This window comes from Streptomyces sp. NPDC002838 (genome assembly GCF_040295365.1).
Lineage (GTDB): Bacteria > Actinomycetota > Actinomycetes > Streptomycetales > Streptomycetaceae > Streptomyces.
Map to the genome: position 1 here is coordinate 1 of NZ_JBEOVF010000041.1, position 22,629 is coordinate 22,629.

Here is a 22,629-nt window from a genome sequence, read left to right on the forward strand (position 1 = left end):
GGTTACATTCCGAACCCGGAAGCTAAGCCTTACAGCGCCGATGGTACTGCAGGGGGGACCCTGTGGGAGAGTAGGACGCCGCCGAACAAATCTTGAGAAAGGCCCACACCATTTGGTGTGGGCCTTTCTGCGTTTCATGACGGCTGTACCAGCTTCGTGTCGTACGCCAGGATCACCGCCTGGACGCGGTCCCGTGAGCCCGTCTTCGCGAGGACGCGGCCCACGTGGGTCTTCACCGTCGATTCGGCCAGGTGGAGGCGGGTGGCTATCTCGGTGTTCGTCCAGCCCTTGCCGATGACCGTGAGGATCTCGCGTTCACGGTCCGTGAGGGCGGCCAGGCGCGGGTCCGGTTCTCCCGGGCTGTCGGCTGGTGTGCCGGTCGGCAGATGCTGGGCGTACGCGTCCAGGAGGCGGCGGGTCAGGCTGGGGGCCACCACCGCGTCGCCCGTTGCCACCGCGCGGATGCCGGAGAGCAGGTCCTCCGGCTGGGCGTCCTTGACCAGGAAGCCGGAGGCACCTGCGCGCAGGCCGGAGTAGGCGTACTCGTCGAGGTCGAAGGTCGTGAGGATCAGGATGCGGGTGCGGTCGCCGGAGGCGACGATGCGGCGGGTGGCCTCGATGCCGTCGAGGCCGGGCATGCGGACGTCCATCAGGACGACGTCGGGGTGGAGCTCGGCGGTCATACGGGCCGCCTCGGCGCCGTTCATCGCCTCTCCCAGCACCGTCATGTCGTCCTGGCTCTCCAGCAGCATGCGGAAGCCGAGGCGCTGGAGGGGCTGATCGTCGGCGATGAGGACCGTGGTCACTGCGGGCTTTCCTCCGGGAGGTGTAAGTGGACGCGCCAGCCCCGCTCCGGGTGCGGGCGGGGGCCGGCCTCAAGTGTGCCGCCGTAGAGGGCGGTTCGTTCGCGCATTCCGGGCAGTCCGCGGCCGCCGGTGTCAGGGGCCTCGCCCCCGTTGCCGGTGTCGGTCACGGTGGCGGTGACGGCGCCCTTCTCCTCGTACGACAGCGTGATCTCCGCGGTGGCTCCGGCGCCGCCGTGTTTGAGGGTGTTGGTGAGGGCTTCCTGGATGACGCGGTAGACGGTGAGCTGGCGGCCCGGGGGGAGGGCGGGGGTGCCGTGGATGGAGGTGTGGACGGGGAGGCCGGCGGACCGTACGCCGTCGATGAGTGGGGCGAGGTCGGTGAGGGTGGGTTGGGGGGTCAGGTCGGCCTCGCTCTGGAACTTTTCCTCCTCGCGCAGGATGTCCAGGAGGCGGCGTAGTTCGCTCATGGCCTGGCGGCTGGTGGTGCCGATGGCGTGGAGGGCCTGGGCGGCGCGTTCGGGGGACTTGGCGGCGGCGTACTTTCCGCCGTCGGCGAGGCCGGTGATGACGGAGAGGTTGTGGCCGATGATGTCGTGCATCTCGCGGGCTATGCGGGCGCGTTCGGCGGCGGCGGCCAGGAGGGCTTGCTGGTTGCGTTCGGTCTCGAGGCGGCGGGCGCGGTCCTCCAGGGCCTCGGTGTAGTTGCGGCGGGTGCGGACTGTGACGCCGATGAGGGCGGCCGTGGCGATGGACAGCAGTTGGGAGCCGATCTGCTGGTTCCAGCTGGCTTCGTCGCCATAGCGGGCCACAGTCACGAACACCGGCGTGAGCACCAGGATCGCCGACCACCACAGGGTGCGCAGGGGCAGGCGCAGGGCGATGTGGTAGACGACCAGTAGCTGGAGGAGGGCCGCCTGGAGGATGGCGCCGGTCCACGCGTTGACGAGGGCGACGGGTGCCAGAGCGATGAGGACGGCACGGGGGTGGCTGCGCCGCCAGAGGAGGGGGACGGAGAAGCCGAGGCTCAGGACGAGGACGAGCCAGCCGGGTACGTGGACGTTGTGGGCGATGTTGCGCCAGCCGCCGCCGGTGTAGTCGATCAGGGCCGCCGTCACCCAGAAGCCGGTGACGTGCAGGTCCCACACCAGGGGGTGGCGCCGGTCGAAGGCGCGCACCCGCCTGGTGATGCGTTGGACGTACTCGGTGAGGGGTTCCGCCGTTCGTTCTTCCGCTGCTCGTTCTTCCGTCACGGGGTCCATGGTGGGGTCTTCCTTCGCCGTGCGTCAGACGTCCCGTCGCTTCAGCGGCATCGCCGCCGCCGCGAGTGTGGCTGCGGCCCACAGGGCCATGGCGAGGAGGGCTGCGCCGGGTGAGGCCGTGCCGGGTGCCGGGCCGGCCTGGGTGAGGGCGTCGAGGGCCTTTGCGGGGAAGTAGCGGACGGCATCGTCGATCACGTCGTACGGAAGCATCCCGAGGACCTCCGGAAGGATCATGACGGCGCTGATGAGGACGCCGATGCTGCCCGGGACGGAGCGGATCAGCGAGCCGATGGCGAGGGCCATCACGCCGAGGAGTGCGAGCCCGGCGGCGTTGCCGACGAGGGCGCGGAGCACGCCCGGGTCGCCGAGGGAGGCCGCCTTGTCGGTGTCGGAGAGGAGGATCTGCACCAGGGGGAAGGTGACGAGGTTCGTGACCAGGGTGACGGCGAACGCGACTACGCCGAGGACGGCGGCCTTGGACCACAGCACCGGCAGGCGGCGCGGGACGGCCGTCATGGTCGAGCGGACCATGCCGGTGGAGTGCTCGCCCGCTGTGGACAGGATGCCCAGGACGCCGATGACGATCGACGTGAACTGCATGCCCAGGAGAGTCATGAGGACGACGTCGACGTCCGAGTCGCCCCCGCCGGACTCGTAGCTGGCGCCGATCGCGAGGCCGATGCCGACGGTGAGGGCCGCGGCGAGGGCCAGGCTGATCCAGGTGGAGCGGACGGTCCAGAGCTTGTGCCATTCGGAGCGCAGGACTCGGGTCGGGGTGACTGCCAGGGTGGTCATGTGCGGGCTCCGTCCAGGGTCGCGGTGAACTCCAGCTCGTCGCGGGTGAGGTCCATGAAGGCCTGCTCCAGTGAGGCCGTGTTCGGGGTGAGTTCGAAGAGGGGGACGCCGTGGGCGGCGGCCGTGCGGCCGATGTGTTCGGCGTCCGTGCCGCGGACTTCGAGGGTGGTGGGGGTGGCGGCGGTGATGTTTGTTCCGGGTGCCGCGAGGAGTCGTACGAGAGTGTCGGGCTCCGGGGTGACGACCTTCACCGTGCCCGCGGCGGACTGGCGCACGAAGTCGGTGACCGTGGTGTCGGCGAGGAGGCGGCCGCGGCCGATGATGACCAGGTGCTCGGCCGTCAGGGCCATCTCGCTCATCAGGTGGGAGGAGACGAGGACCGTACGGCCTTCCGCTGCCAGGGACTTGAGGAGGGTGCGGATCCACAGGACGCCCTCGGGGTCGAGGCCGTTGACCGGTTCGTCGAGGATGAGGGTGGCCGGGTCGCCGAGCAGTGCGGCGGCGATGCCCAGGCGTTGGCCCATGCCGAGGGAGAAGCCCTTGACGCGGCGATGGGCCACCTCGGTCAGGCCGGTGAGGTCCAGGACGTGGTCGACGCGGGACTTGGGGATGCCGTGGGTGTGGGCGAGGGCGCGGAGGTGGTGGTAGGCGGTGCGGCCGGGGTGGACCGAACGGGCCTCCAGCAGCGCGCCGACCTCGGTGAGGGGCGCGGGGTGGCTGGCGTAGGCGCGTCCGCCGACCGTGGCGTGGCCGCGCGTGGGGGCGTCCAGGCCGAGGAGCATGCGCATGGTGGTGGACTTGCCGGCGCCGTTCGGGCCGAGGAAGCCGGTGACGGTGCCCGGGTGGACGGTGAAGGACAGGTCGGTGACGACTGTTTTGTCGCCGTAGCGTTTGGTGAGGTCCTTGGCCGTAATCATGCTTCGATGCTCGTCCGGCAGGGTGCGGTGGGCGTCGGACCGGGGGCAGTATTTGTGGTGAGGGGCGTAGTACCCGGGTATTACGGTGGCGGCATGAGCAGCTATGTGATCCGGTCCGTACGCGCCGACGAGTGGCCCGCCGCGAAGGAGTTGCGGCTTGCGGCGCTGCGGGATCCGGTGGCGCACCTCGCCTTTCTGGAGACGTACGAGGCGGCTGCGGCCAAGCCGGACTCCTACTGGCAGGAGCGGACGGCGAGTTCCGCCGAGGGGGCGGAGGCGGCGCAGCAGATCATCGCCGAGGGGCCCGACGGGCGGTGGGTGGGGACACTGACCGTGCTGGTGGAGGAGCCCGGGACGAAGGACTGGGCCGGGTTTCCGATAGAGCGGAAGCAGACGCATCTGGTCGCCGTGTTCGTACTGCCCGAGGAGCGGGGGAGCGGGCTGACCGAGGTGTTGTTCGACGCCGCCCTGGAGTGGTCGTGGGCGTGTGGCGCGGAGCGGGTGCGGCTCATCGTGCACGAGGAGAACGAGCGGGCGCAGCGGTTCTACCGCAAGGTGGGGTTCGTGCCGAGCGGGGTGACTGTGCCGTTGACCGGGCACTCCGAGGAGCGGGAGCTGGAGTTCGTGCTGGAGCGCGACTAGCCGGGTTATACCGGCAGTTCGGCGTTCGGCCAGCGGGTGCGGCCCTGTTCACGGGACCGGAGCAGGGCCAGCGTCGGCAGGCCCCGGTCCGCTCCGGTGGCCAGCAGCTCCGGGAGCTGGGGAAGCGGAGCCACGGCGGCGACGTCGTCCAGGACGAGCGTCAGTGGTGGGTCGAGGCGACCGGAGGATGACCGTTCGGCCATGCGCCGGCCGCGCTCGACCACGCTTGAGGTGAGGGCGGTCAGGAGGGGCATCGCGCCGGGGTTCGCCCGGGGGTCCTCGATGGATTCACCCACCACATAAAGCGTGCCCCCTTCGTCTACGAAGGAATCCAAGGCGAGCGCATCAGTTCGGTTGGGAGTGCAGGCTTCGCGGATATTGACGGTGAAGAGGGCGGAGAGGGCTCGGCCCGCCAACTCCTGGGCGATGTCCCGGCGTTCGGTGTGTGCGGTGAGGGCGGCTTCGAGTTCGCCCGCGGCGCCGGGGGCGGCCTTGGGGTGCGTACGGAGTGTGCGTACGGCGTCCTGGATCTGGGTGCCCTGGCACCAGCGGTGGACGTGGCGGATGGTGCGGCCGTCGATGGCGGCGGCGTGCAAGTAGCTCCGCAGGAGTGTTTCGGCTACGTCGGCCACCGCCTGGTCGAGTTTTGCGGTGGGGCGGAGCGGGGCGAGGAGGGCGGTGGCTCTGCTGTGTGCTGTCTGCTTGTCCTCGCAGCCTGCCGTGGGGGACCAGTGGAGGCGGGCCGGGGTGTCGCAGAGGTGGGAGGGGTCGTAGACGTGGACCGGGCCCAGTTTGGCTCTGGCGTCCTTGGTGTCCTGCCAGATGGTGGGGTTCGAGGTGACGACGAGGGCTGGGCCTGCCGCGTCGTGGACCGCTTGGGTCGCGGTGGTGTGGCGGGTTTGCGGGGGGCCGTAGAGCACCGCGCCTTCGGCGCGGTTCGTTTCCCAGCCGCCCACCCGTTCGCCGTTGGCCAAGAAGCGAGCCGACTCCACCGGTGCCGTCTCCTGAAGCAGCTCGGTCGGCTGTGGCTCCGCGCGCGGCACCGGAACTTCACGGATCTCGGGTTCGGGTTCGGGCGCTGCCGCCGCCACCTTGTCGTACGCCGCCGCCCGCTCCGCCCTCCTCCTCGCCCGCACCGCCCTCCACCGCGCCACCGTCCCCAGCACGAACACCGTCAGGACGATCAGGACCATCAGCTGGCCGATGAACAGGCCCCAGAACAGGCCGTATCCCGAGAGCTCGGCGGCGGGGGCCTCCGGCCAGGCGCCGGTGATGTCGTGCGGTTGGGCGATCAGGTGGCGCATGGCCAGGGGGGTGCGGGTGAAGGTGACCCCCGTGGGCCAGGCGCCGTGGGAGAACAGGCCGGCCAGGCCCGTGGCCGTCCAGACCAGCAGGGTCATGCCGAGGAGGAAGGCGAGTATGCCGACCAGCAGGCCGTCCGGGATGCCTCCCTGGCCGCCGTGGGCGTCCTGCCGGCCGTCGCGTCCCTCACCCGGTCTCATGGGCTCCCCCTAGGCCTACTACGCCACCGTCGACTCGGAGTCGCCGAGGTGCTGTTCCACGAACGCCGCCGCCCGTTCCTCCGCCTCCAGCTCGGCCGCGCGCAGCGCGTCGTCCGTCAGGTCGGCGGACGACTCGGTCATCGCGCGGTCGGTGAAGACGAGCGGGCGTTCGGTCTCGGTGACCAGGTGTTTGACGACCTGGACGTTGCCGTTGACGTCCCAGACGGCGATGCCGGGGGTCAGGCTCGGGATGATCTCCACCGCCCACCTGGGCAGGCCGAGCACCCGGCCCGTCGCCCTCGCCTCGTCCGCCTTCTGGGCGTAGATCGTCCGCGTCGACGCCATCTTCAGGATGGCCGCCGCCTCCTTCGCCGCCGCTCCGTCCACCACGTCGGACAGGTGGTGGACGACCGCCACGAAGGACAGACCCAGCCGGCGCCCGAACTTCAGCAGCCGCTGGAACAGCTGCGCCACGAACGGGCTGTTGATGATGTGCCAGGCCTCCTCGACCAGGAAGATGCGCTTCTTCCGGTCGGGGCGGATCCAGGTGTGTTCCAGCCACACGCCGACGATCGCCATGAGGATCGGCATGGCGATGGAGTTGCGGTCGATGTGGGACAGGTCGAAGACGATGAGGGGGGCGTCCAGGTCGATGCCGACCGTCGTCGGGCCGTCGAACATGCCGCGCAGGTCACCGTCCACCAACCGGTCAAGGACCAGCGCCACGTCCAGGCCCCACGCCCGTACGTCGTCTATGTCGACGTTCATCGCCTCGGCCGACTCCGGCTCGGGGTGCCGTAGCTGCTCGACGATGTCCATCAGCACCGGCTGGCGTTCGACGATCGTCTCGTTGACGTAGGCGTGGGCGACCTTGAGCGCGAAGCCCGACCGCTCGTCCAGCCCATGCCCCAGCGCGACCTCGATGATGGTCCGCAGCAGCGCGAGCTGTCCCGTGGTCGTGATCGCGGGGTCCAGGGGGTTCAGACGAATCCCATGGTCCAGCGCCGCCATCGGGTCCAGCCGGATAGGAGTTATCCCCAGCTCCTGCGCGATCAGGTTCCATTCACCGACGCCGTCCTCGCCCTGCGCGTCCAGGACGACGACCTGGCGGTCGCGGAAGCGCAGCTGTCGTAGGACGTACGTCTTCTCAAGCGCCGACTTGCCGTTGCCGGACTCTCCGAGGACCAGCCAGTGCGGTGCCGGGAGCTGCTGGCCGTACAGCTGGAAGGGGTCGTAGATGTAGCCCTTCCCGGAGTAGACCTCGCGGCCGATGATGACGCCCGAGTCGCCGAGGCCGGGGGCGGCGGTCGGGAGGTAGACCGCCTGGGCCTGGCCCGTGGAGGTGCGTACCGGCAGGCGGGTCGTCTCGACCTTTCCGAAGAGGAAGGACGTGAAGGCTTCGGTGAGGATGGACATCGGATCCCGCATGCGGCGGCCCCTCTACCTTCGAATGCCGGTGGCGAACGGAAGCGTGTTCACGAAGGCGCGATGGTGCTCGCGGTCGCACCACTCCAGCTTCAGGTACGACTTTCCGGCCGACGCCCGGATGGTCCGCTTGTCGCGGGCCAGGGCCTCGGGAGAGCGGGAGGAGACGGTGATGTAGCCGACCAGGTTGACGCCCGCCGCGCCGCTGGCGAGATCCTCGCCGCGCTGGTCGAGGCGGTTGTGGGCGGCGATGTCGCGCGGGTCGACGGTCCGGTTCATCTTGGCGGCGCGGGACGCCTCGGCCTCGTCGTTCGTCTTCTCGGTGAGCATGCGCTCGATGGCGATCTCGGTGGGTTCGAGGTCCATGGTGACGGCGACCGTACGGATGACGTCCGGGGTGTGGACGAGGAGCGGGGCGAGGAAGTTGACGCCGACCGGGGTCATCGGCCACTCCTTCACCCAGGCGGTGGCGTGGCACCAGGGGGCGCGGGTGGAGGACTCCCGGGTCTTGGCCTGGAGGTACGTCGGCTCCATGGCGTCCAGCTCGGCCGGCCAGGCGTTGCGCTTGGTCATCGCCTGGATGTGGTCGATGGGGTGGTCGGGGTCGTACATGGAGTGGATGAGCGAGGCGAGGCGGCCCTGGCCGAGGGGCTGCCGTACGCGGATGTCCGCCTCCTGGAGGCGGGAGCAGATGTCGGTCAGCTCGCGGGCCATGACGACGGCGAGGCCGGCGTCCCGGTCCAGCTTGCGGCCGTTCTGCGGGCGGGCGGCGCGGGCCATGGCGTGGGCCTCGGCGGCCAGTTCGCGCGTGTAGTGCATACAGGCGACGAGGTAGGCGCGGTGCTGCTCGCTGCTCGTCGACACCATCGACTGCAACTGGTCGTACGACTGCTGCAGCCACCCCGGCGCCCTCTCGTCGCCGCGTACGGCGACGTCCTTGGCGTGGGCGTCCGGGTCGGCGGGGAGGGTGCGGGCGAGCATCTGCAGCCGGGTGACGAAGCCGTCGCCGTTCGCCACGTGCTTGAGGAGGGTGCCGAAGCGGTCGACGAGGGCTTCCTGGTCCTCGGAGTCGCGCAGGCCGACGCCCGGGCCCTCGATCTCGATCGCGGCGGTGACCGTCCTGCGGTCCGCGTGCAGCAGTACGGCGATCTCGTCGGGGCCGAACGGGGCGGCCAGCCAGGTGATGCGGCCGATGCCGGGCGGCGGGCCGATCTCGACCTCGCGGCCGTCGATGTGGGTGCCGGCCTCCATGACCGCGGAGCGGTAGGTGGCGTTCTGCTTGACGGTCCGCTTGTAGCTGCGGTTGATCTCGAACCACTTGTAGAAGGTGCGGCGCTTGTAGGGCACGTACACCGCGGCCAGCGCGAGCATCGGCAGCCCCACCAGGAGCACGATGCGCAGGGACAGCACCGGGACGAGGAGCCCGCACATCATGCCGAGGAACGCGCCGCCGATGATGAGCGCGATCTCGCCGGTTTCACGATTCCGGCCGACCATCGCGTTCGGCCGGGCGCGGCCGATCAGATATGTACGGCGGGGCGTGACCGGATGGGACACGTGGGACTCGGTCGTCAACGCCCTTCACCTCCCGTGCGGTTGGTACTGCTGTTGCGGGTGTTGCTGGCGTGGGGAGTGTTCACCGGGCTGCCCGAGCGGGGAGCGGGTGCGGCGGAGGGGACAGATCCGCCGCCTCCGGTCGAGGGGCGCGTGCTGTGCGCGGCGACTCCGCCGGATGCGGGGTTGCTCGGGCGGGGGGCATTGGAGGCCTGGGCTTGGCCGCCGTTGTTGTCGGCGCGGCTGCTGTGGGTCTTGATGCCCTGGGCGACCAGGGTCGCGGGGGAGCTGATGACCGCGGCGGCCTTGCCCTCGGCGCCCTGCATGATGCGGTTGCTGCGGGAGTGGGCGAGCTCGTCGCCGAAGCCGGGGACGAAACGGTAGATCATCGCGCTGGCGAAGATCGCGAGCAGGATGATGGCGAGGCCGGAGACGACGGCGGAGAACGCGTCGGGGCCGTCGTCGGCGGACAGCGCGCCGGCGAGGCCGAGCACGATCACGATGACCGGCTTGACGAGAATCACCGCGATCATGATGCCCGCCCAGCGGCGGACGTGGCCCCACAGGTTCTTGTCGACGAGGCCGGCGTAGACGACGGTGCCGAGGAGGGCGCCGACGTAGAGCAGGGCGGCGCGGATGACGAGCTCCAGCCAGAGCACGCCGGCGGCGAGGATGCTGACCAGGGACACGACGATCAGCATGATCGGGCCGCCGCCGATGTTCTCGCCCTTTTCGAGGGCGCCGGAGAAGTTGCCGAAGAAGGTGTCTGTTTGGTCGCCGGTGGTTTTCGCGAGGACTTCTGAGACGCCGTCCGTGGCGGATACGACCGTGTAGAGGATCAGGGGGGTGAAGGCGGAGGCCAGGACGGTCAGCCAGAGGAAGCCGATCGCCTCGGAGATGGCGGTGGTGAGGGGGACGCCTCGTACGGCTCGCTTGGCTACGGCCAGCAGCCAGAGGAGGAGGGTCAGGATCGTCGACGCGGCGAAGACGACGGCGTACTGCTGGAGGAACTTGGGGTTCGTGAAGTCGACGTTCGCGGTTTCTTTTACGGCCTCGCTGAGCTTGTCGACGGTCCAGGCGGCGGCGTCGGCGCAGCCCTTGGCGAGGGAGGAGAGGGGGTCGAGGGTGGAGGTGGGGTCGAGGGTGTTGGTGCCGGAGCGGCGGCCTGAGCCGCCGTCTTGTTCGCAGTACTGCTTGGCGGGGCCGATCAGCAGGTCGCAGGGGTTGTCGCTGGTGGACGGCGCCGGCGTGGGGGTAGGCGTGGGCGCCGCGACGGCGCGGGTGGCCAACAGAACGGCGGTGGTTTGTACGGCGGCCACCAAGGCCGTGAGCTTGAGTACGCGACTCGGGTTACCGGGCATACGTGAACCCTCCGTACTCCTCGATGGCCTTGCTGATCTCATCAGAGCTGGCGGCCCTGTCGTCGCCCGGGACCGGGGCCGGTCCGTCCGTCTGCGCGTCCGAGGCGATCTTCCAGTCGCCGTCGGTCCATTGCAGGTCGAAGGTCCAGGTCTTCCAGGTCGAGCTCACGGGGTCGGTGGAGCCTTCGCCGGACATGCCGATGAGGCCCATGTACCAGACCGCGACCTTGGCGCTGCTGTCGCTGAACTGCTGGACCTTGGTGCCCACGGGTACAGTGCGGGACACGAATGTGCTGCCCTCGGGCGCTCTGCCCTCCGCGTCGAGGCCCAGCTTGCCGAGGAAGTCCGCCGAATACGCCTGGTCCATGGCACCCTGGAGCTTCGTTGCGGCCGGGGGCGTGTAGATGGCATCGACGATGGAGTGCCGGGTGCCCTTGTTGAACATGCCGGTCGAACCCAGCGTCACCGCATAGTTCGCCGCCGCACTCTGCGCCCCCACCTCATCCTGCGCGAACCCCGAAGGAATCCCCCCCGCCTTCGCCTGCACAGGCTTCTCCCCGCTCGCGGCCGTAGACGCCGCCTCCGGCTGCGAACCCGCCCCGTCCGTCGATGACGAATCGTCTCCCCCACGGTTCGCGAAGGCGATCGCCGCGATGAGGAGGACGATCACGCCGACGACCGTGATGAGGCTCCGCGAGGACGAGCGGCCACCCCGCCGCGCGCCTCCGTAGACGTCGCCACCGCCTTCGGGCAGGCGCGTGCGCGTGTGTCCCGTGCCGCCGAAACCGTCGGAGGGCTCCTGCCCGTCACCGAAACTCATGCCGCGTACGCTCCCTCGACGTCGTGCGAAAACGCGTAGGAGTACGACGGTAGCCGTGCTGGTTCCCGCGCGGGCGCGGTGTGGTGACTCGACATCAGGGAAACGCAACCTCAGCCGGTGGGCACGACGGACGGATGGGGTAGTGGGGGGCACCGAGCGGACGCGCCACGCACGGGCGGTGGCCGCCCGCCTACACGGCCATGCCGTACACGATGGTGAAGAGTGTGCCGAGCGAGCCGATGATGAAGACGCCTGTCAGCCCCGCGATGATGAGGCCCTTGCCTTGTTCCGCACTGAAGGTGTCCCGCAGGGCGGTGGCGCCGATGCGCTGCTTCGCAGCGCCCCAGATGGCGATGCCGAGGCAGAGCAGGATGGCCACCGCCATCACGACCTCGATCATCACCTTCGCCTCGTTGCCCAGGCTGCCGAAGGGCCCCCAGTCCGGAGCGATACCGCCGATAATGGTGTTGATGTCTCCCTCGTCGGCCGCAAAGAACATGTAAGTCACCGCCCCTGGTGGGTAGTTCCGCTTCTCCCTCTGCACTGGCGCAGAGGTCAGCTCTCATTCTCGCCGACAATGTCGCAGTCGCATGTCGACTTGGCGTCATTGATTGGCGGGTTTCGTACGAATACCTTGCCACCAGCCCGCATCAATGCCTCGGGAGGTCCCTCGAACAGGCGTGGGCGGTATGCCAGGAGTCGTATGGTAACTCTGTGTATCATGGCAGGTCACGCCGGGCAATGAGGCCTGAGCGAAACCTGGCGTGTGGTTCCGTCGTTGACCTTTTTGCGAATTTTACGACTCGGCGCGGTTTTTGACGGCCAGTCGGGTGAGTGGTCGGGACGATGTTCTCATGACGAACGGGCCGCGGCGGGATGCCGCGGCCCGTTCGGTGACTCGGGGTCAGCCGGTGAAGGCGCTCACGCCCTGGGGGGTGCCCCAGCCGGTCGGGCCGTCGTAGCCGGCGCCGGCGGTGTAGAAGTAGCTGGTGGAGCAGGTGCCGTTGGTGCCGGACGTCACGTCGTTGAGGGCCGAGGTGTTCTCGTACGGGAACTGGGCCGGGTAGGAGCCGCTGGACGGGGTGCCGGCGAGGGCGTAGACGCCCGCGATGATGGGCGCGGAGGCGCTCGTACCGCCGAAGGTGTACCAGCCGGCGGTGACGCCGTAGGAGTCGTAGACCGAGACGCCGGTGGCCGGGTCGGCGACGGCGGAGACGTCGGCGATCACGCGCTTGCCGCAGCCGGTGTCGGTCTGCCAGCTCGGCTTGGCGTCGTACGCCGAGCAGCCGGAGCCGGTGCCCTCGGTGCTGCTGGTCTTCCAGACGGACTCCGTCCAGCCACGGCTGGTGGAGGACGTGGCGAGCTTGGTGCCGCCGACGGAGGTGACGTACCGGGAGGCGGCAGGGTATTCGGCGCCGTAGGCGGAGTCGCCCGCGCTGACGGTGATGGCGACGCCCGGGTGGTTGAAGTACGAGGAGTCGTACGACGTGTCCGACGAGGACTCCGAGCCGCCGTAGCTGTTGGAGACGAACTTGGCGCCGAGCGACACGGCCTCGTTCACCGCGGTGCCCAGGTTGGCCATCGTCGGGGACTTGGCCTCGACCAGCAGGATCTTGCACTGCGGGCAGGTGGCGCTCGCCATGTCCAGGTCGAGGGAGATCTCCTGCGACCAGCCGCTGTCGGCGGCGGGCAGGGAGGTCGTGGAGCCGGTCTGGCCGACCTTCTTGAAGCAGCCGTTGGCGGTGGTGCAGGGGGCGAGGCCGTAGTACGAGCGGTATGTGGCGAGGTCGGCCTCGGCGTTCGGGTCGTCGTAGGCGTCGACGATCGCGATGGTCTCGCCGGAGCCCTTGGAGGCGGCGGCGGAGGTCAGGCCGTAGGCGTCCTGGAGGTCGGAGGGGCCGTAACCGGAGGGGGTGGAGGCATCGGCGGCCGCGGGGGTGACGCCGCCGGTGACGCGGACCGAATCGCAGGCCAGTTCGCCTTTCTTCTTGGGCGTGGCGCAGGGGGTGGCCGTCCAGGTCACCTTGGCGGTCTTCCCGGCCGTTTCCGGGGTGGTGCTCGCCTGGGCGGCCGAGGTGCCGAGTCCGGCGAGGACGAGCGCGGCGGTGGCGGCGACGGCGGCGACAGTGGAACCGAGTCGGGTCCGTCTGCCGCGTACGGAGGGGGTGGTGGGGGTCGACGTACGCAACGGACTGCCTCCTGAGAGTGGCTGACAGGGGCTGTGCGGGTGGTGATGCCACCGGTACGTGGTCCCCGGCAGCGGGCGGCGGCCCGCCGACGACTGTTGCTTGTTGGGTACGTGACAACAAGGTGGGCTGCGGAATCCTGACTTCCGCCTTACTGAAGGGGGTTGGAGGCTTACTGATCAATGGCCGCCCGATGGGTGAGGGTTGCCCGTGACTTGACCCTGCGCACAGGGAGCACACGGCGGACGCACAGGCGTTGGTGCCGCCTGCGGCGCGCCGAGGTCCAGCAGGCGCGCGGTTTCGGCCTCCACGTCGTCCGTTTCGATGTCGAGGCGGAAACGCGGCTTCTATGCATGCGGCGGGTCTTCCAGCCCTTCGATGCCCTCCACGAAGTGGTCGAACTCGCCCGCCTGTACGCCGAGTACGAAGGCGTCCCACTTGCGGCGGTTCGTGGTGACGACGGTGTCGGGGTCGCTGGTCTCGCGGAGGTAGACGGGGGCTTCCCCGTCGTCTCCCTCGCCGAAGGCGATCTCGATCCAGGGGCCCGGGCCGGTGGCGTCGGGTGGGGCGGCGCGTTCCCAAGTGAGGTTCGAGGGGATGTCAGACACGGGGGGATTCTTTCTTGAGTACGGCGATGAGGGCGCTGAAGGCCAGGGGGCGGGCGTCGACTATGACTCCGTGGAGGTCGGCACTTTCGGTGAGATGGATCGTTCCGTGGCTTGTGGATATGTGCACGCACGAGTCGCCTTCGGAGCAGTAGGACGACTTCTGCCAGTCCGGGTTCATGGGCGTTCCTTCACAGCTCTCGCATCACGTTGTGGATGAGGTCCCGCGTCTTGCCCGGGTCGAGTGCGACGGCCTCGACCCGTTCGAAGAGCGTTCGGTACTTGTGCAACTGTGCCTCAGCGTCGAGGAATACGAGCCCGTGTGACTGGTCGAGGTGGACGGTGTCCAGCTGCGGTACCGGGCCGTGCGCGAAGTAGATCGACTGCCCCGACCCCGGGTACGCGCCGACGTCGAAGGTGATCGCGCGCAGGGTGATGTGATCGCGGTCGCTCATGTTGAGCATGTGCTGCAGCTGCTGACGGGCAACAGTGGGGCCGCCGACCTTCATACGCAGGGCCGCCTCGTGGACGATCGCCTCGTACGGGGTCGGATTGTCCTCGTGGAAGAGGATCGTCTGCCGCTTGATGCGGAACGACAGGCGGTGCTCGATGTCGGGCGGTGAGAGTTCGGTGACGGCCTGACGGAAGATCTCGAGTGCGTACTCACGTGTCTGGAGCAGGCCGGGGACGCGGGCCGTGGTGGCGCCGCGCAACGACTGGGCGTGGTGCTCCAGCTCGGCCAGGTCGAGGAGTGGGCGGGTGAGCAGCTCGCGGTATTCCTCCCACCAGCCGCGCTTTCGATCGCCGGTCATTGCGGCGATCGCCTCGACGAGGGCCTTGTCCGGGCAGTCGTAGTGGCAGGCCAGCGTGCGCACCCGCTCGGGGCTCACCCCCGCCCGGCCGGCCTCGACGTTGCTGATCAGGGCCTGTTTGGAGCCCAGCAGCTGACCGGCCTCGGTGGCAGTCAGGCCTGCCCGTTCCCGGAGCTTGCGCAGCTCGGTGCCCAAGCGGAGTTGACGACCCGTCGGGTTGGTCCTCACGGCCTTGCCCTCCTCCTTGCCGCGGCTTGTCACCCACACGGGTGGAGTGAAATAGATTTTAGGGGATCTGAGTAATGCATTATCCAGGAAGCCGCTAGCTTACAGCTGGGCAACAACCATCCGCACTCTGCCAACTCCTCTCAGTGATCGGAGACTTCCATGGCCACCGTATCCCCGCCCTGGGCCTACACCCTCCACCTCCCGCACGATCCACACGCACCGGGGATCGCCCGCGCAACCCTCCGTACCGTCCTCGCGGCCCACGACCTCACCGAACTCACCCCCACCGCCGAACTGTTGGCCTCCGAGCTGCTCGCCAACGCCCACCGTCACACCGCCGGGCCCTACGCCCTGCGCCTCCGCGCCATGGAACCCGGCCGCCTCCGAGTCGCCGTATGGGACACCGATCCGAGGGTGCCGCCCGGCTTCGGGGCCGGCGGCGCCTCCGTGGCCGTACCGCCGACTGCACCGCGTCCGTCGTGCGCAGTCCGCACCGGGATCTCCTGGTCACCGCCGCGCACTGCCTGAGTGGCACCGGGGATCTGGTGTTCGTGCCCGGATACCGGGACGGCCGCGCGCCGTACGGGGTGTGGAAGGTCGGGAAGACGTATCTGCCCGACGGGTGGGCCAGGGGGCAGGACGAGGACAGCGACGTGGGCTTCGCCACCGTAGGCAGCCGGCACGGCAAGCGGGTCGAGGACGTCGTCGGTGCGAATCGGGTCGTCGCCGGGGCCGCCATCGGGGCTACGGCCGTGACCGTCACCGGGTATCCCGACTCCCGCGAGGTGCCCGTCAGCTGTACCAACAAGCCCACCGCGCACAGTCGTACGCAACAGCGGATCGTGTGCCCGGGGTTCACGGGGGGCACGAGCGGCAGTCCATGGGTGAACGGGGACGGTGAGGTCGTCGGGATTCTCGGCGGGCACGAGGAGGGCGGGGTGACGCCCGACGTGTCGTACAGCGTCGTCCTCGGGGCGGGGGCGGCGGAGCTGTACCGGGACGTGATGGGACAGTGAGGCTGCGGACCACTCACGGCGCGCCACCTCCCGTTTCTTCTCGTGCGTGATCATCCCGCAGCACAGGTGTCGCCTCTACACTGACCTGGGCGACGGACTCCCGGGCGGCGAGGGGCGGTTGACGGTGCGTAAGGCATGGATCGCGGTGACCGTTGCTGTCGGCGCCGCGCTGTCCTTCGTGATGCTGCTCGTCGTCGGGGTCTATGTCGTCGCCGGGAACCTGGCCAACGGGGTGGGCGGAGGCACCAAGGCGCTGGCCAAGGGGGCCGTGCCCGCCGCCTATTCGCCGCTCGTGCAGAAGTGGGGCAACCTGTGCCCCGCCATCAATCCCGCGCTGCTCGCCGCCCAGCTCTACCAGGAGAGCGGGTTCAATCCGGACGCGAAGAGTCCGGCCGCGGCGCAGGGGATCGCGCAGTTCATTCCCGGTACCTGGGCCACCCACGGCATGGACGGGGACGGGGACGGCGATCGTGACGTATGGGATCCGAACGACGCGATTCCGTCGGCCGCGTCGTACGACTGCAAACTCGCCTCGTACGTCAAAGACGTTCCCGGGAATCTGACCGAAAACATGCTCGCCTCGTACAACGCGGGGGCCTACGCGGTCATCAAGTACGGGGGCGTGCCGCCGTACAAAGAGACCCAGAACTACGTGAAGACGATCACGACCCTGGAGCAGAGTTTCGCCGCTCCCGTCGGCCGGGTCGATCCGTCCAGGCAGGCGGCGGGAGCGATCTCCTACGCGCAGAAGAAGCTCGGCACGCCCTACCTCTGGGGCGGGAACGGCACGGCTGATCAGGGCGGACGGTTCGACTGCTCGGGGCTGACCAAGGCCGCGTACGAGAGCGTGGGGATCACGCTGCCGCGTGTCGCCAACGACCAGTACAACGCGGGGCCGCACCCCTCCCGGGACGAGCTGCTGCCCGGCGATCTGGTGTTCTTCTCGGACGATCTCACCAATTCCCGGGCCATCAGGCATGTCGGGATTTATGTGGGCGGCGGGTACATGATCGACGCTCCGTTCACCGGCGCGGTGATCCGGTTCGACCCCATCGACACCCCCGATTACTTCGGTGCCACGCGAGTCACCGAAGATGGCGCGAAAGCGCTCCCCACCACGGTGTGAACCGAGCGTGAGGCAGCCCCCTGAGCTGCGAAGATGAGTCTCTCTTCGATAACGTCTGCGTGATCATTCGGTGGAGTGTGGAACGTATCAACAGGAGCCGTGCGTTCCTTGTGGCGTAGCCGGAACCCGGAACTACACACCACGGGGGTGGGCAGAAACGGCGCGCACGTGTGCGCCGGGAGAGACGATGAAGGGGCCGCGCACCATGGCTGGACTCGCACAATCCGGGCCGAACCCCGACGTCGATCTGCTGTACGACATCAACGGACTGGCCAAGGACGCACCGCACTGGTTCGACAAGGTCATGGAGTACGTCGGTGAGTACGGCCTGCTGCTCGCCATGGTGCTGCTCGTGCTGGGCTGCTGGTGGTCGGTGCGGCGGCGGGGCGGTGAGGACGCGGCGTCGTCCATGGCCGCGCTCGTGTGGGCACCGCTGGCGGCGGGCATCGCGGTGCTGGTGAACGTGCCGATCCGGGGCTTCGTGGAACGGCCCCGGCCCTTCCGCACCCACCAGGGACTGGAGGTCCTGGTCACCGGCAAGACCGACTACTCCTTCGTGAGCGACCACGCGACGATCACCATGGCGATGGGCGTCGCGCTCTTCGTCGCGAACCGGAAGTTCGGGCTCTTCGGGATAGGCCTCGCGCTCCTGGAGGGCTTCTGCCGCATCTATATGGGCGTGCACTACCCGACCGACGTGGTCGGAGGCTTCGCGCTCGGTACGGCCGTCGCGCTGCTGCTGTCGCCGGTGGCCATGGCCCTGCTCACGCCGGTGACGAAGGCGGTGGAGCGGTCGCCGAGGGCGGGGCGGCTGATCCGCGCGCGAGGGCGGTCGTACGACGGGCAGGACGCGGTGATTCCGGAGGCGCGGCGGGAGGCCGCGGGGGCGGAACAGCGGGACCTGGCCGCCTAGTTCTCTATAGCGCTTGTGGGTAGGTGAAGAAGCGGTTCGGGTCGTACTGCTTCTTCAGTTTCGCCAGGCGGGTCGCCGCGTCTCCGTAGTACGCCTTGCGCCAGTCCTTCAGGGTCGGGTCCGTGTAGTTCTGGTAGGCGGCGCCCGAGGCGTACGGCTTCATCGCCGTGTGGGCCGAGGTCAGCCAGGACTGGGCGGTGGCACCGCTCGTGCCGGCGCGCCAGGACGCGATGTACTGGGCCAGCATGCGGGAACGGCGGTGGACGAAGGCCGTCGCCGTGGGGGAGACGCGGTTCACGGCTCCGCCGAGCGCGGTGAGCATGATGCTGCCCGAGCCGCCGCGCACCGTTTTCACCTGCTTGAGCAGGGCCTGGATGCCGGCCGTGGAGAGCGAACGGTCGAAGAAGTCCGAGCGTGCGGCGTACGTCTCCCGGCCCAGGGCGCCCTGCGGGGAGCGGCCCGGCGTCGAGCCCGGGAGGTGGCACTGGGCGTCCGTCGAGAAGGACGAGCAGCCCGCGTAGATCTCCATCGCCTCCTCGTAGCCCCGGCGCCTGAGGGAGACACTGCTGGCCCGCGCGCCGACCTTGTCGGCGAGGCGGTCGACGGCGTTCTGGAGTTCGCCGTACGTGCCGATGGAGAAGGCGGCGACGGAGACGGTGGTGGTGCCGCTCGAGCTGCCGGCGAGGTGGAGTGAGGACCAGATCTCGTCCGGCTGGGTCGGGCCCCACTCCTGCCAGGCCTTGACGACGGCTGCCGCCTTCGACCACGGCCAGGACAGGTACGCCGTCACCGCCTGTGGGGCCGGGTGGGTCTTGAAGTGCAGTTCCGTTACGACGCCGAAGTTGCCGTTGCCCGCGCCGCGCAGGGCCCAGAAGAGGTCCTTGTTCTCGCGGGCGTTCGCGGTGAGCTGCTTGCCGTCCGCGGTGATCAGGGTGGCCTGGGTGAGGCTGTCGCAGGTCAGGCCGTAGGCCCGGGACACGACGCCGTGGCCGCCGCCGAGGGTGAGGCCGGAGACGCCGACGGTCGGGCAGGAGCCGGCGGGGATGGTGACGCCCTTCGCGGCGAGGGCGCGGTAGACGTCGATCAGCTTGGCGCCGGCGCCGATGACGGCGGTGTTGCCGCTCGCCCGGACGCGGTTGAGTTTGGAGACGTCGAGGACGAGGCGGCCGTTGCCGGAGGAGTAGCCCGCGTAGGAATGGCCGCCGTTGCGGATCGCCACGTGGAGGGTGTGGGCGCGGGCGTAGGAGAGGGCGGTGCGGATGTCGTCGGGGTGTGCGACGTAGGCGACCGCGGCGGGTTTGAGGGAGTCGAAGCGGGTGTTGTAGAGCTGGCGGGCCGTGGGCCAGGCGGTGTCGCCGGGGCGGATGAGGGAGCCGTCGAGGTCGCGGGCCAGGGCGGACCAGTTGGCGGGGGTGGTGGCGCGGGTGGTCGTGAGCAGGGGGCTGGACTTCGTCGGCGTGCTGTTGCCGCTGTTTGCCTGGCAAGCCGCCGCTGCGGCGGTGAGGGTGGCTGCGCCGGCGGCGATCAGTGTGCGCCGTTCCATGTCCGTGCCTTTCGTCGGCTTCCGTGGAACGAGACGGAGTCGTGGGGGTGGGGGTTCCATGGTGCGCGAGGTTGGCGGCGGGCGGTGGGTCCAGGTGTGCGGCGTTTTCAGTTGCCCGGCGTGGGTGCTGGGCCGGGGGGTGCGCGGTCCGGCGCTGACGGGGTGCCGCCCTCTGTGGGTCGGGAGCCGCCCTGGCGGCACGACTGCCCGCAGCTTGACGCTGGGGTGGGGGTGGTTGCCCGCAGGCTGGTGGTCGGGGTGGGGTGGCGCCCGTTGCCTGGCGGCGGGGCGGGGCGGCTGCCCGCAGCTTGATGGCGGGTGGGGGTGGTTGCCTGCAGGATGACGGTTGGTGGCGCGGCGCCCGCTGCCTGGCGGTCGGGTGGGGCGGCACCCCGTAGGTTGGCGGCGTCAGTTGGGCATGTGGTTTTGGGCGTCCGTTCTTGCCTGGCTTCTTGCTCTGCGGGCCGGGCCGCGCCAGCCGCAGGTGCAGTGGGCCGCGCAGAAGCGGCCTTTGTCGGTTGTCGTTGTGCGGTGGGTCGGTTGGTCGGGGGGTGGGGGGACTCTGTCCTGCTGCGCCACGCCGACAACGTTACCCGGGGCAAGTAAGGGGGCGGTATGTGCGTGACGGGGGCATCCAGCCGTCGTTAAGCGGAACGACGTGGGGCCCGTGACGGACGTACCGGCTGGGGGTTGACAGGCGATGGCGGAGCGGCAGGAGAGGCGGTCGGGAGGGGCGGGCGCGGCTGTCGTCGCGGGGGTCGTGGCCAGCGTGTGCCTCGGGGTTGGAGGGTGCTCCGGAGCGAGTGGGGCCGCCGCCGGTCAGGACGGGCGGGGCGGCGATCCCGCGGAGACCTTGCGCCGGGCCGCCGACACCCTGGTGGACGCGGGGAGTTCAAAGGCCCGCACGTCGATGGAGATGGCCACCGGCGGGACCCGGGTGACCATTCGCGGCGAGGGTGTGTACGACTTCGGCGAGCGGCTCGGGCGGCTGAAGGTGCTGTTGCCGCAGGATCCGGCGGGTAAGACGGAACAGCGGCCCATTACCGAACTCCTCGCGCCCGGTGCTCTGTTCATGAAGAACCGGGGCGCCGGGGTGCCCGCCGACAAGTGGGTGCGCGTCGATACGGCCACGCTCTCCGACGGGAACCTGGTGACCGGCGGGGTCACCGATCCGTTCGCCGCCGCCGAGGTGCTGCGCGGGACGCGGACGGCGACGTATGTGGGGAAGACCGAGGTCGCGGGGACCGACGTGCGGCACTACCGGGGGACCGCGGACCTGGGGTCGGCGGCCCGTGGCGCGTCCGCCGGGAACAAGGGGCCGCTCGCGGCGGCGGCGAAAGGGTTCGCCACGGCCGAAGTGCCGTTCGACGTCTACCTCGACGACGAGGGCCGTATCCGCAAGATCCGGCACCGGTTCAGCTTCGCCAACGGGCAGCAGAAAGGCACCGTCGAGGTCGCCTCGACGACGCTGCTGTACGACTTCGGGGTCCCGGCGGACGTACGGTTGCCGGCGGCCGCGGACATCTACGCCGGGAAGATCGCCGAGGAGTGAAGCCGTGACGGGCGGGTACGCGCGCCCGTGACGAGTGTCAAGAACTAGCCCGTCCGTGCCATGCGCGGTGTGTAGGGCGCTCCCTACTCTAGGAAGTCGGTAACGGCAGAGAAGAGGTGATGCGCGTGGCTCCGGTGGGCGGTACGGCAGTTCAGGACCACGTGGCCCTCGCCGAGATCGAACTGTGCGGAGAGCTGATCATCGCGGCCTCGGCCGCCGGCGAGGACCGGCTCAGCCTGGAGAGCATCGACGAGGTGCTGAGGGTGGCCGAAGAACGCGCGGCCGCCTCCGGTGAGTAGGGCAAGCGAACCGGAGGCGCCCTTCGCCGGCATGGCGCTCAGGTCCGCAGCAGCCGGCCGATCGCCTTCGTCGCCTCCTCCACCTTCGCGTCGATCTCGGCGCCGCCCTTGAGGGCCGCGTCGGCGACGCAGTGGCGCAAATGCTCCTCCAGCAGTTGCAGGGCGAAGGACTGCAGGGCCTTGGTGGAGGCGGAGACCTGCGTGAGTATGTCGATGCAGTAGACGTCCTCGTCGACCATCCGCTGCAGGCCACGGATCTGGCCCTCGATGCGGCGCAGGCGCTTGAGGTGTTCGTCCTTCTGTTTGTGGTACCCGTGCACGCCGCGGTCGTGGTCGGTCACGATCTCCGGCTGTACGGCGGCCTCGGTGGCGGAGGGCGTTCCCGCGCCGGCCTCGGTGGTCGTCATGGCGTCCTCCACGTCCTCCAGAGATATACCCCTACTGGGTATATCGTACCGAACTTTCCCGGGTATGGGGCCTGTGGCCGATGTGGCGAACAGAGGCTGGACTGGACCACTGGGCGGCCCCCCTGCCGACCACTTTGCCCGATGGGCGACACTGGGGGACGGCCCATTAGCCGTGGCCGGATGATGCGCCTAGCATCAGCCTGACCGAAACCGAAGCACCCCGAGGACCCCACGTGCGCTTTCGTCTGACCCCCAGGGAGACGAGCTTCTACGACATGTTCGCCGCGTCCGCGGACAACATCGTCACCGGCTCGAAACTCCTCATGGAACTGCTCGGGGCGGACACCGCCGGCCGGGCCGAGATCGCAGAGCGTATGCGGGCAGCGGAACACGCAGGTGACGACGCCACGCACGCGATCTTCCACCAGTTGAACTCCTCGTTCATCACGCCGTTCGACCGAGAGGACATCTACAACCTCGCGTCCTCCCTCGACGACATCATGGACTTCATGGAGGAGGCCGTCGACCTGGTCGTCCTCTATAACGTCGAAGAACTGCCCAGGGGTGTCGAGCAGCAGATCGAGGTGCTGGCGCGCGCGGCCGAACTGACGGCCGAAGCCATGCCGAATCTGCGCACGATGGACAACCTCACCGAGTACTGGATCGAGGTCAACCGGCTGGAGAACCAGGCCGACCAGATCCACAGAAAGCTTCTTGCGCACCTCTTCAACGGCAAGTACGAGGCCATCGAGGTGCTCAAGCTCAAGCAGATCGTGGATGTGCTGGAGGAAGCGGCCGACGCGTTCGAGCACGTGGCGAACACGGTGGAGACCATCGCCGTCAAGGAGTCCTGACCTCTTC

The 22,629-nt window shown here is 69.3% G+C and carries 23 protein-coding genes, 1 rRNA gene and 1 pseudogene; 9 read left to right on the forward strand and 16 right to left on the reverse strand.

The features are described 5' to 3' along the window. Positions 1-87, forward strand: a 5S ribosomal RNA gene (rrf, locus tag ABT063_RS37465); the annotation flags it as partial. Between the two features lie 47 nt (positions 88-134). Here rrf and ABT063_RS37470 read toward each other — a convergent pair. The 4 genes from ABT063_RS37470 to ABT063_RS37485 are packed head-to-tail and all read right to left on the reverse strand — an operon-like array spanning position 135 to position 3,777. Next, positions 135-806 carry a response regulator gene (locus tag ABT063_RS37470; RefSeq protein WP_351064864.1) on the reverse strand — a complete coding sequence of 224 codons (672 nt, stop codon included), beginning with the start codon at positions 804-806 and terminating at the stop codon, positions 135-137. Then, the gene (locus ABT063_RS37475) at positions 803-2,065 is read right to left on the reverse strand and encodes a sensor histidine kinase (protein WP_351064866.1); all 1,263 of its coding nucleotides are present in this window, start codon (positions 2,063-2,065) and stop codon (positions 803-805) included. Before ABT063_RS37475 ends, ABT063_RS37470 begins: the two co-directional genes overlap by 4 nt. A 24-nt stretch (positions 2,066-2,089) precedes the next feature. Further along, positions 2,090-2,860: an ABC transporter permease gene (locus tag ABT063_RS37480; protein WP_351064868.1), complete on the reverse strand. Its 771-nt coding sequence runs from the start codon at positions 2,858-2,860 to the stop codon at positions 2,090-2,092. After that, positions 2,857-3,777, reverse strand: a complete 921-nt coding sequence (locus ABT063_RS37485; RefSeq protein WP_351064870.1) for an ABC transporter ATP-binding protein — start codon at positions 3,775-3,777, stop codon at positions 2,857-2,859. Before ABT063_RS37485 ends, ABT063_RS37480 begins: the two co-directional genes overlap by 4 nt. Positions 3,778-3,870: 93 nt before the next feature. On the opposite strand from ABT063_RS37485, the gene ABT063_RS37490 reads away from it, so the two are divergent. Then, positions 3,871-4,419, forward strand: a complete 549-nt coding sequence (locus ABT063_RS37490) for a GNAT family N-acetyltransferase (protein WP_351064872.1) — start codon at positions 3,871-3,873, stop codon at positions 4,417-4,419. A gap of 5 nt (positions 4,420-4,424) precedes the next feature. On the opposite strand, the gene ABT063_RS37495 is transcribed toward ABT063_RS37490, so the two are convergent. From ABT063_RS37495 to ABT063_RS37540, 10 genes are all read right to left on the reverse strand, one after another. After that, a complete protein-coding gene (locus ABT063_RS37495; protein WP_351064874.1) occupies positions 4,425-5,921 on the reverse strand; it encodes a type IV secretory system conjugative DNA transfer family protein in 1,497 nt (498 codons plus the stop codon). Between the two features lie 18 nt (positions 5,922-5,939). Further along, positions 5,940-7,349: an ATP-binding protein gene (locus tag ABT063_RS37500; RefSeq protein WP_351064876.1), complete on the reverse strand. Its 1,410-nt coding sequence runs from the start codon at positions 7,347-7,349 to the stop codon at positions 5,940-5,942. Positions 7,350-7,361: 12 nt separating this feature from the next. Continuing rightward, positions 7,362-8,921: an SCO6880 family protein gene (locus ABT063_RS37505; protein ID WP_351064878.1), complete on the reverse strand. Its 1,560-nt coding sequence runs from the start codon at positions 8,919-8,921 to the stop codon at positions 7,362-7,364. Beyond that, positions 8,918-10,261 (reverse strand): hypothetical protein, encoded by a 1,344-nt coding sequence (locus ABT063_RS37510; RefSeq protein WP_351064879.1) that lies wholly within the window; start codon positions 10,259-10,261, stop codon positions 8,918-8,920. The genes ABT063_RS37505 and ABT063_RS37510 overlap by 4 nt, the downstream gene beginning before the upstream one ends. Then, entirely contained in the window at positions 10,251-11,081 is an 831-nt protein-coding gene (locus ABT063_RS37515) for a DUF8175 domain-containg protein (protein ID WP_351064881.1), read from the reverse strand. The genes ABT063_RS37510 and ABT063_RS37515 overlap by 11 nt, the downstream gene beginning before the upstream one ends. 190 nt (positions 11,082-11,271) lie before the next feature. After that, positions 11,272-11,580, reverse strand: coding sequence for a DUF8827 family protein (locus ABT063_RS37520; protein WP_095752152.1), 309 nt, complete (start codon positions 11,578-11,580; stop codon positions 11,272-11,274). Positions 11,581-11,985: 405 nt separating this feature from the next. After that, positions 11,986-13,269: a S53 family peptidase gene (locus tag ABT063_RS37525; protein ID WP_351064883.1), complete on the reverse strand. Its 1,284-nt coding sequence runs from the start codon at positions 13,267-13,269 to the stop codon at positions 11,986-11,988. Positions 13,270-13,614: 345 nt separating this feature from the next. After that, complete coding sequence (locus tag ABT063_RS37530; RefSeq protein WP_351064885.1) at positions 13,615-13,875, reverse strand: DUF397 domain-containing protein; 261 nt, start codon at positions 13,873-13,875, stop codon at positions 13,615-13,617. Next, positions 13,868-14,053, reverse strand: a complete 186-nt coding sequence (locus ABT063_RS37535; protein WP_351064886.1) for a DUF397 domain-containing protein — start codon at positions 14,051-14,053, stop codon at positions 13,868-13,870. The genes ABT063_RS37530 and ABT063_RS37535 overlap by 8 nt, the downstream gene beginning before the upstream one ends. 10 nt (positions 14,054-14,063) lie before the next feature. Beyond that, positions 14,064-14,912, reverse strand: coding sequence for a helix-turn-helix domain-containing protein (locus ABT063_RS37540; RefSeq protein ID WP_351065013.1), 849 nt, complete (start codon positions 14,910-14,912; stop codon positions 14,064-14,066). Between the two features lie 159 nt (positions 14,913-15,071). On the opposite strand from ABT063_RS37540, the gene ABT063_RS37545 reads away from it, so the two are divergent. The 4 genes and pseudogenes from ABT063_RS37545 (at position 15,072) to ABT063_RS37560 (ending at position 17,967) form a co-directional block, all read left to right on the forward strand. Continuing rightward, on the forward strand, positions 15,072-15,440 hold the full coding sequence (locus ABT063_RS37545; RefSeq protein ID WP_351064887.1) for an ATP-binding protein: 369 nt from the start codon (positions 15,072-15,074) through the stop codon (positions 15,438-15,440). After that, a pseudogene (locus tag ABT063_RS37550) lies at positions 15,377-15,928 on the forward strand (trypsin-like serine peptidase); the annotation flags it as partial. The gene ABT063_RS37545 and the pseudogene ABT063_RS37550, both read left to right, overlap by 64 nt. Before the next feature lie 85 nt (positions 15,929-16,013). Beyond that, complete coding sequence (locus tag ABT063_RS37555) at positions 16,014-17,054, forward strand: C40 family peptidase (RefSeq protein ID WP_502990963.1); 1,041 nt, start codon at positions 16,014-16,016, stop codon at positions 17,052-17,054. Positions 17,055-17,259: 205 nt separating this feature from the next. Further along, positions 17,260-17,967 (forward strand): phosphatase PAP2 family protein, encoded by a 708-nt coding sequence (locus ABT063_RS37560; protein WP_351064889.1) that lies wholly within the window; start codon positions 17,260-17,262, stop codon positions 17,965-17,967. 4 nt (positions 17,968-17,971) lie between these two features. On the opposite strand, the gene ABT063_RS37565 is transcribed toward ABT063_RS37560, so the two are convergent. Next, positions 17,972-19,510 (reverse strand): FAD-binding oxidoreductase, encoded by a 1,539-nt coding sequence (locus ABT063_RS37565; RefSeq protein WP_351064891.1) that lies wholly within the window; start codon positions 19,508-19,510, stop codon positions 17,972-17,974. A 700-nt stretch (positions 19,511-20,210) separates the two neighbouring features. On the opposite strand from ABT063_RS37565, the gene ABT063_RS37570 reads away from it, so the two are divergent. Together ABT063_RS37570 and ABT063_RS37575 are read left to right on the forward strand one after the other, a co-directional pair. Next, a complete protein-coding gene (locus ABT063_RS37570; RefSeq protein WP_351064893.1) occupies positions 20,211-21,062 on the forward strand; it encodes an SCO4651 family lipoprotein in 852 nt (283 codons plus the stop codon). Positions 21,063-21,181: 119 nt separating this feature from the next. Continuing rightward, a complete protein-coding gene (locus ABT063_RS37575) occupies positions 21,182-21,361 on the forward strand; it encodes a hypothetical protein (RefSeq protein ID WP_095752168.1) in 180 nt (59 codons plus the stop codon). Between the two features lie 38 nt (positions 21,362-21,399). Here the strand turns inward: ABT063_RS37575 and ABT063_RS37580 are convergent, their stop codons facing one another. Next, positions 21,400-21,768 (reverse strand): metal-sensitive transcriptional regulator, encoded by a 369-nt coding sequence (locus ABT063_RS37580; protein ID WP_351064894.1) that lies wholly within the window; start codon positions 21,766-21,768, stop codon positions 21,400-21,402. Positions 21,769-22,001: 233 nt separating this feature from the next. Here ABT063_RS37580 and ABT063_RS37585 point away from each other — a divergent pair, with 233 nt between their 5' ends. Beyond that, on the forward strand, positions 22,002-22,622 hold the full coding sequence (locus ABT063_RS37585; protein WP_351064896.1) for a DUF47 domain-containing protein: 621 nt from the start codon (positions 22,002-22,004) through the stop codon (positions 22,620-22,622). Positions 22,623-22,629: the final 7 nt, after the last annotated feature.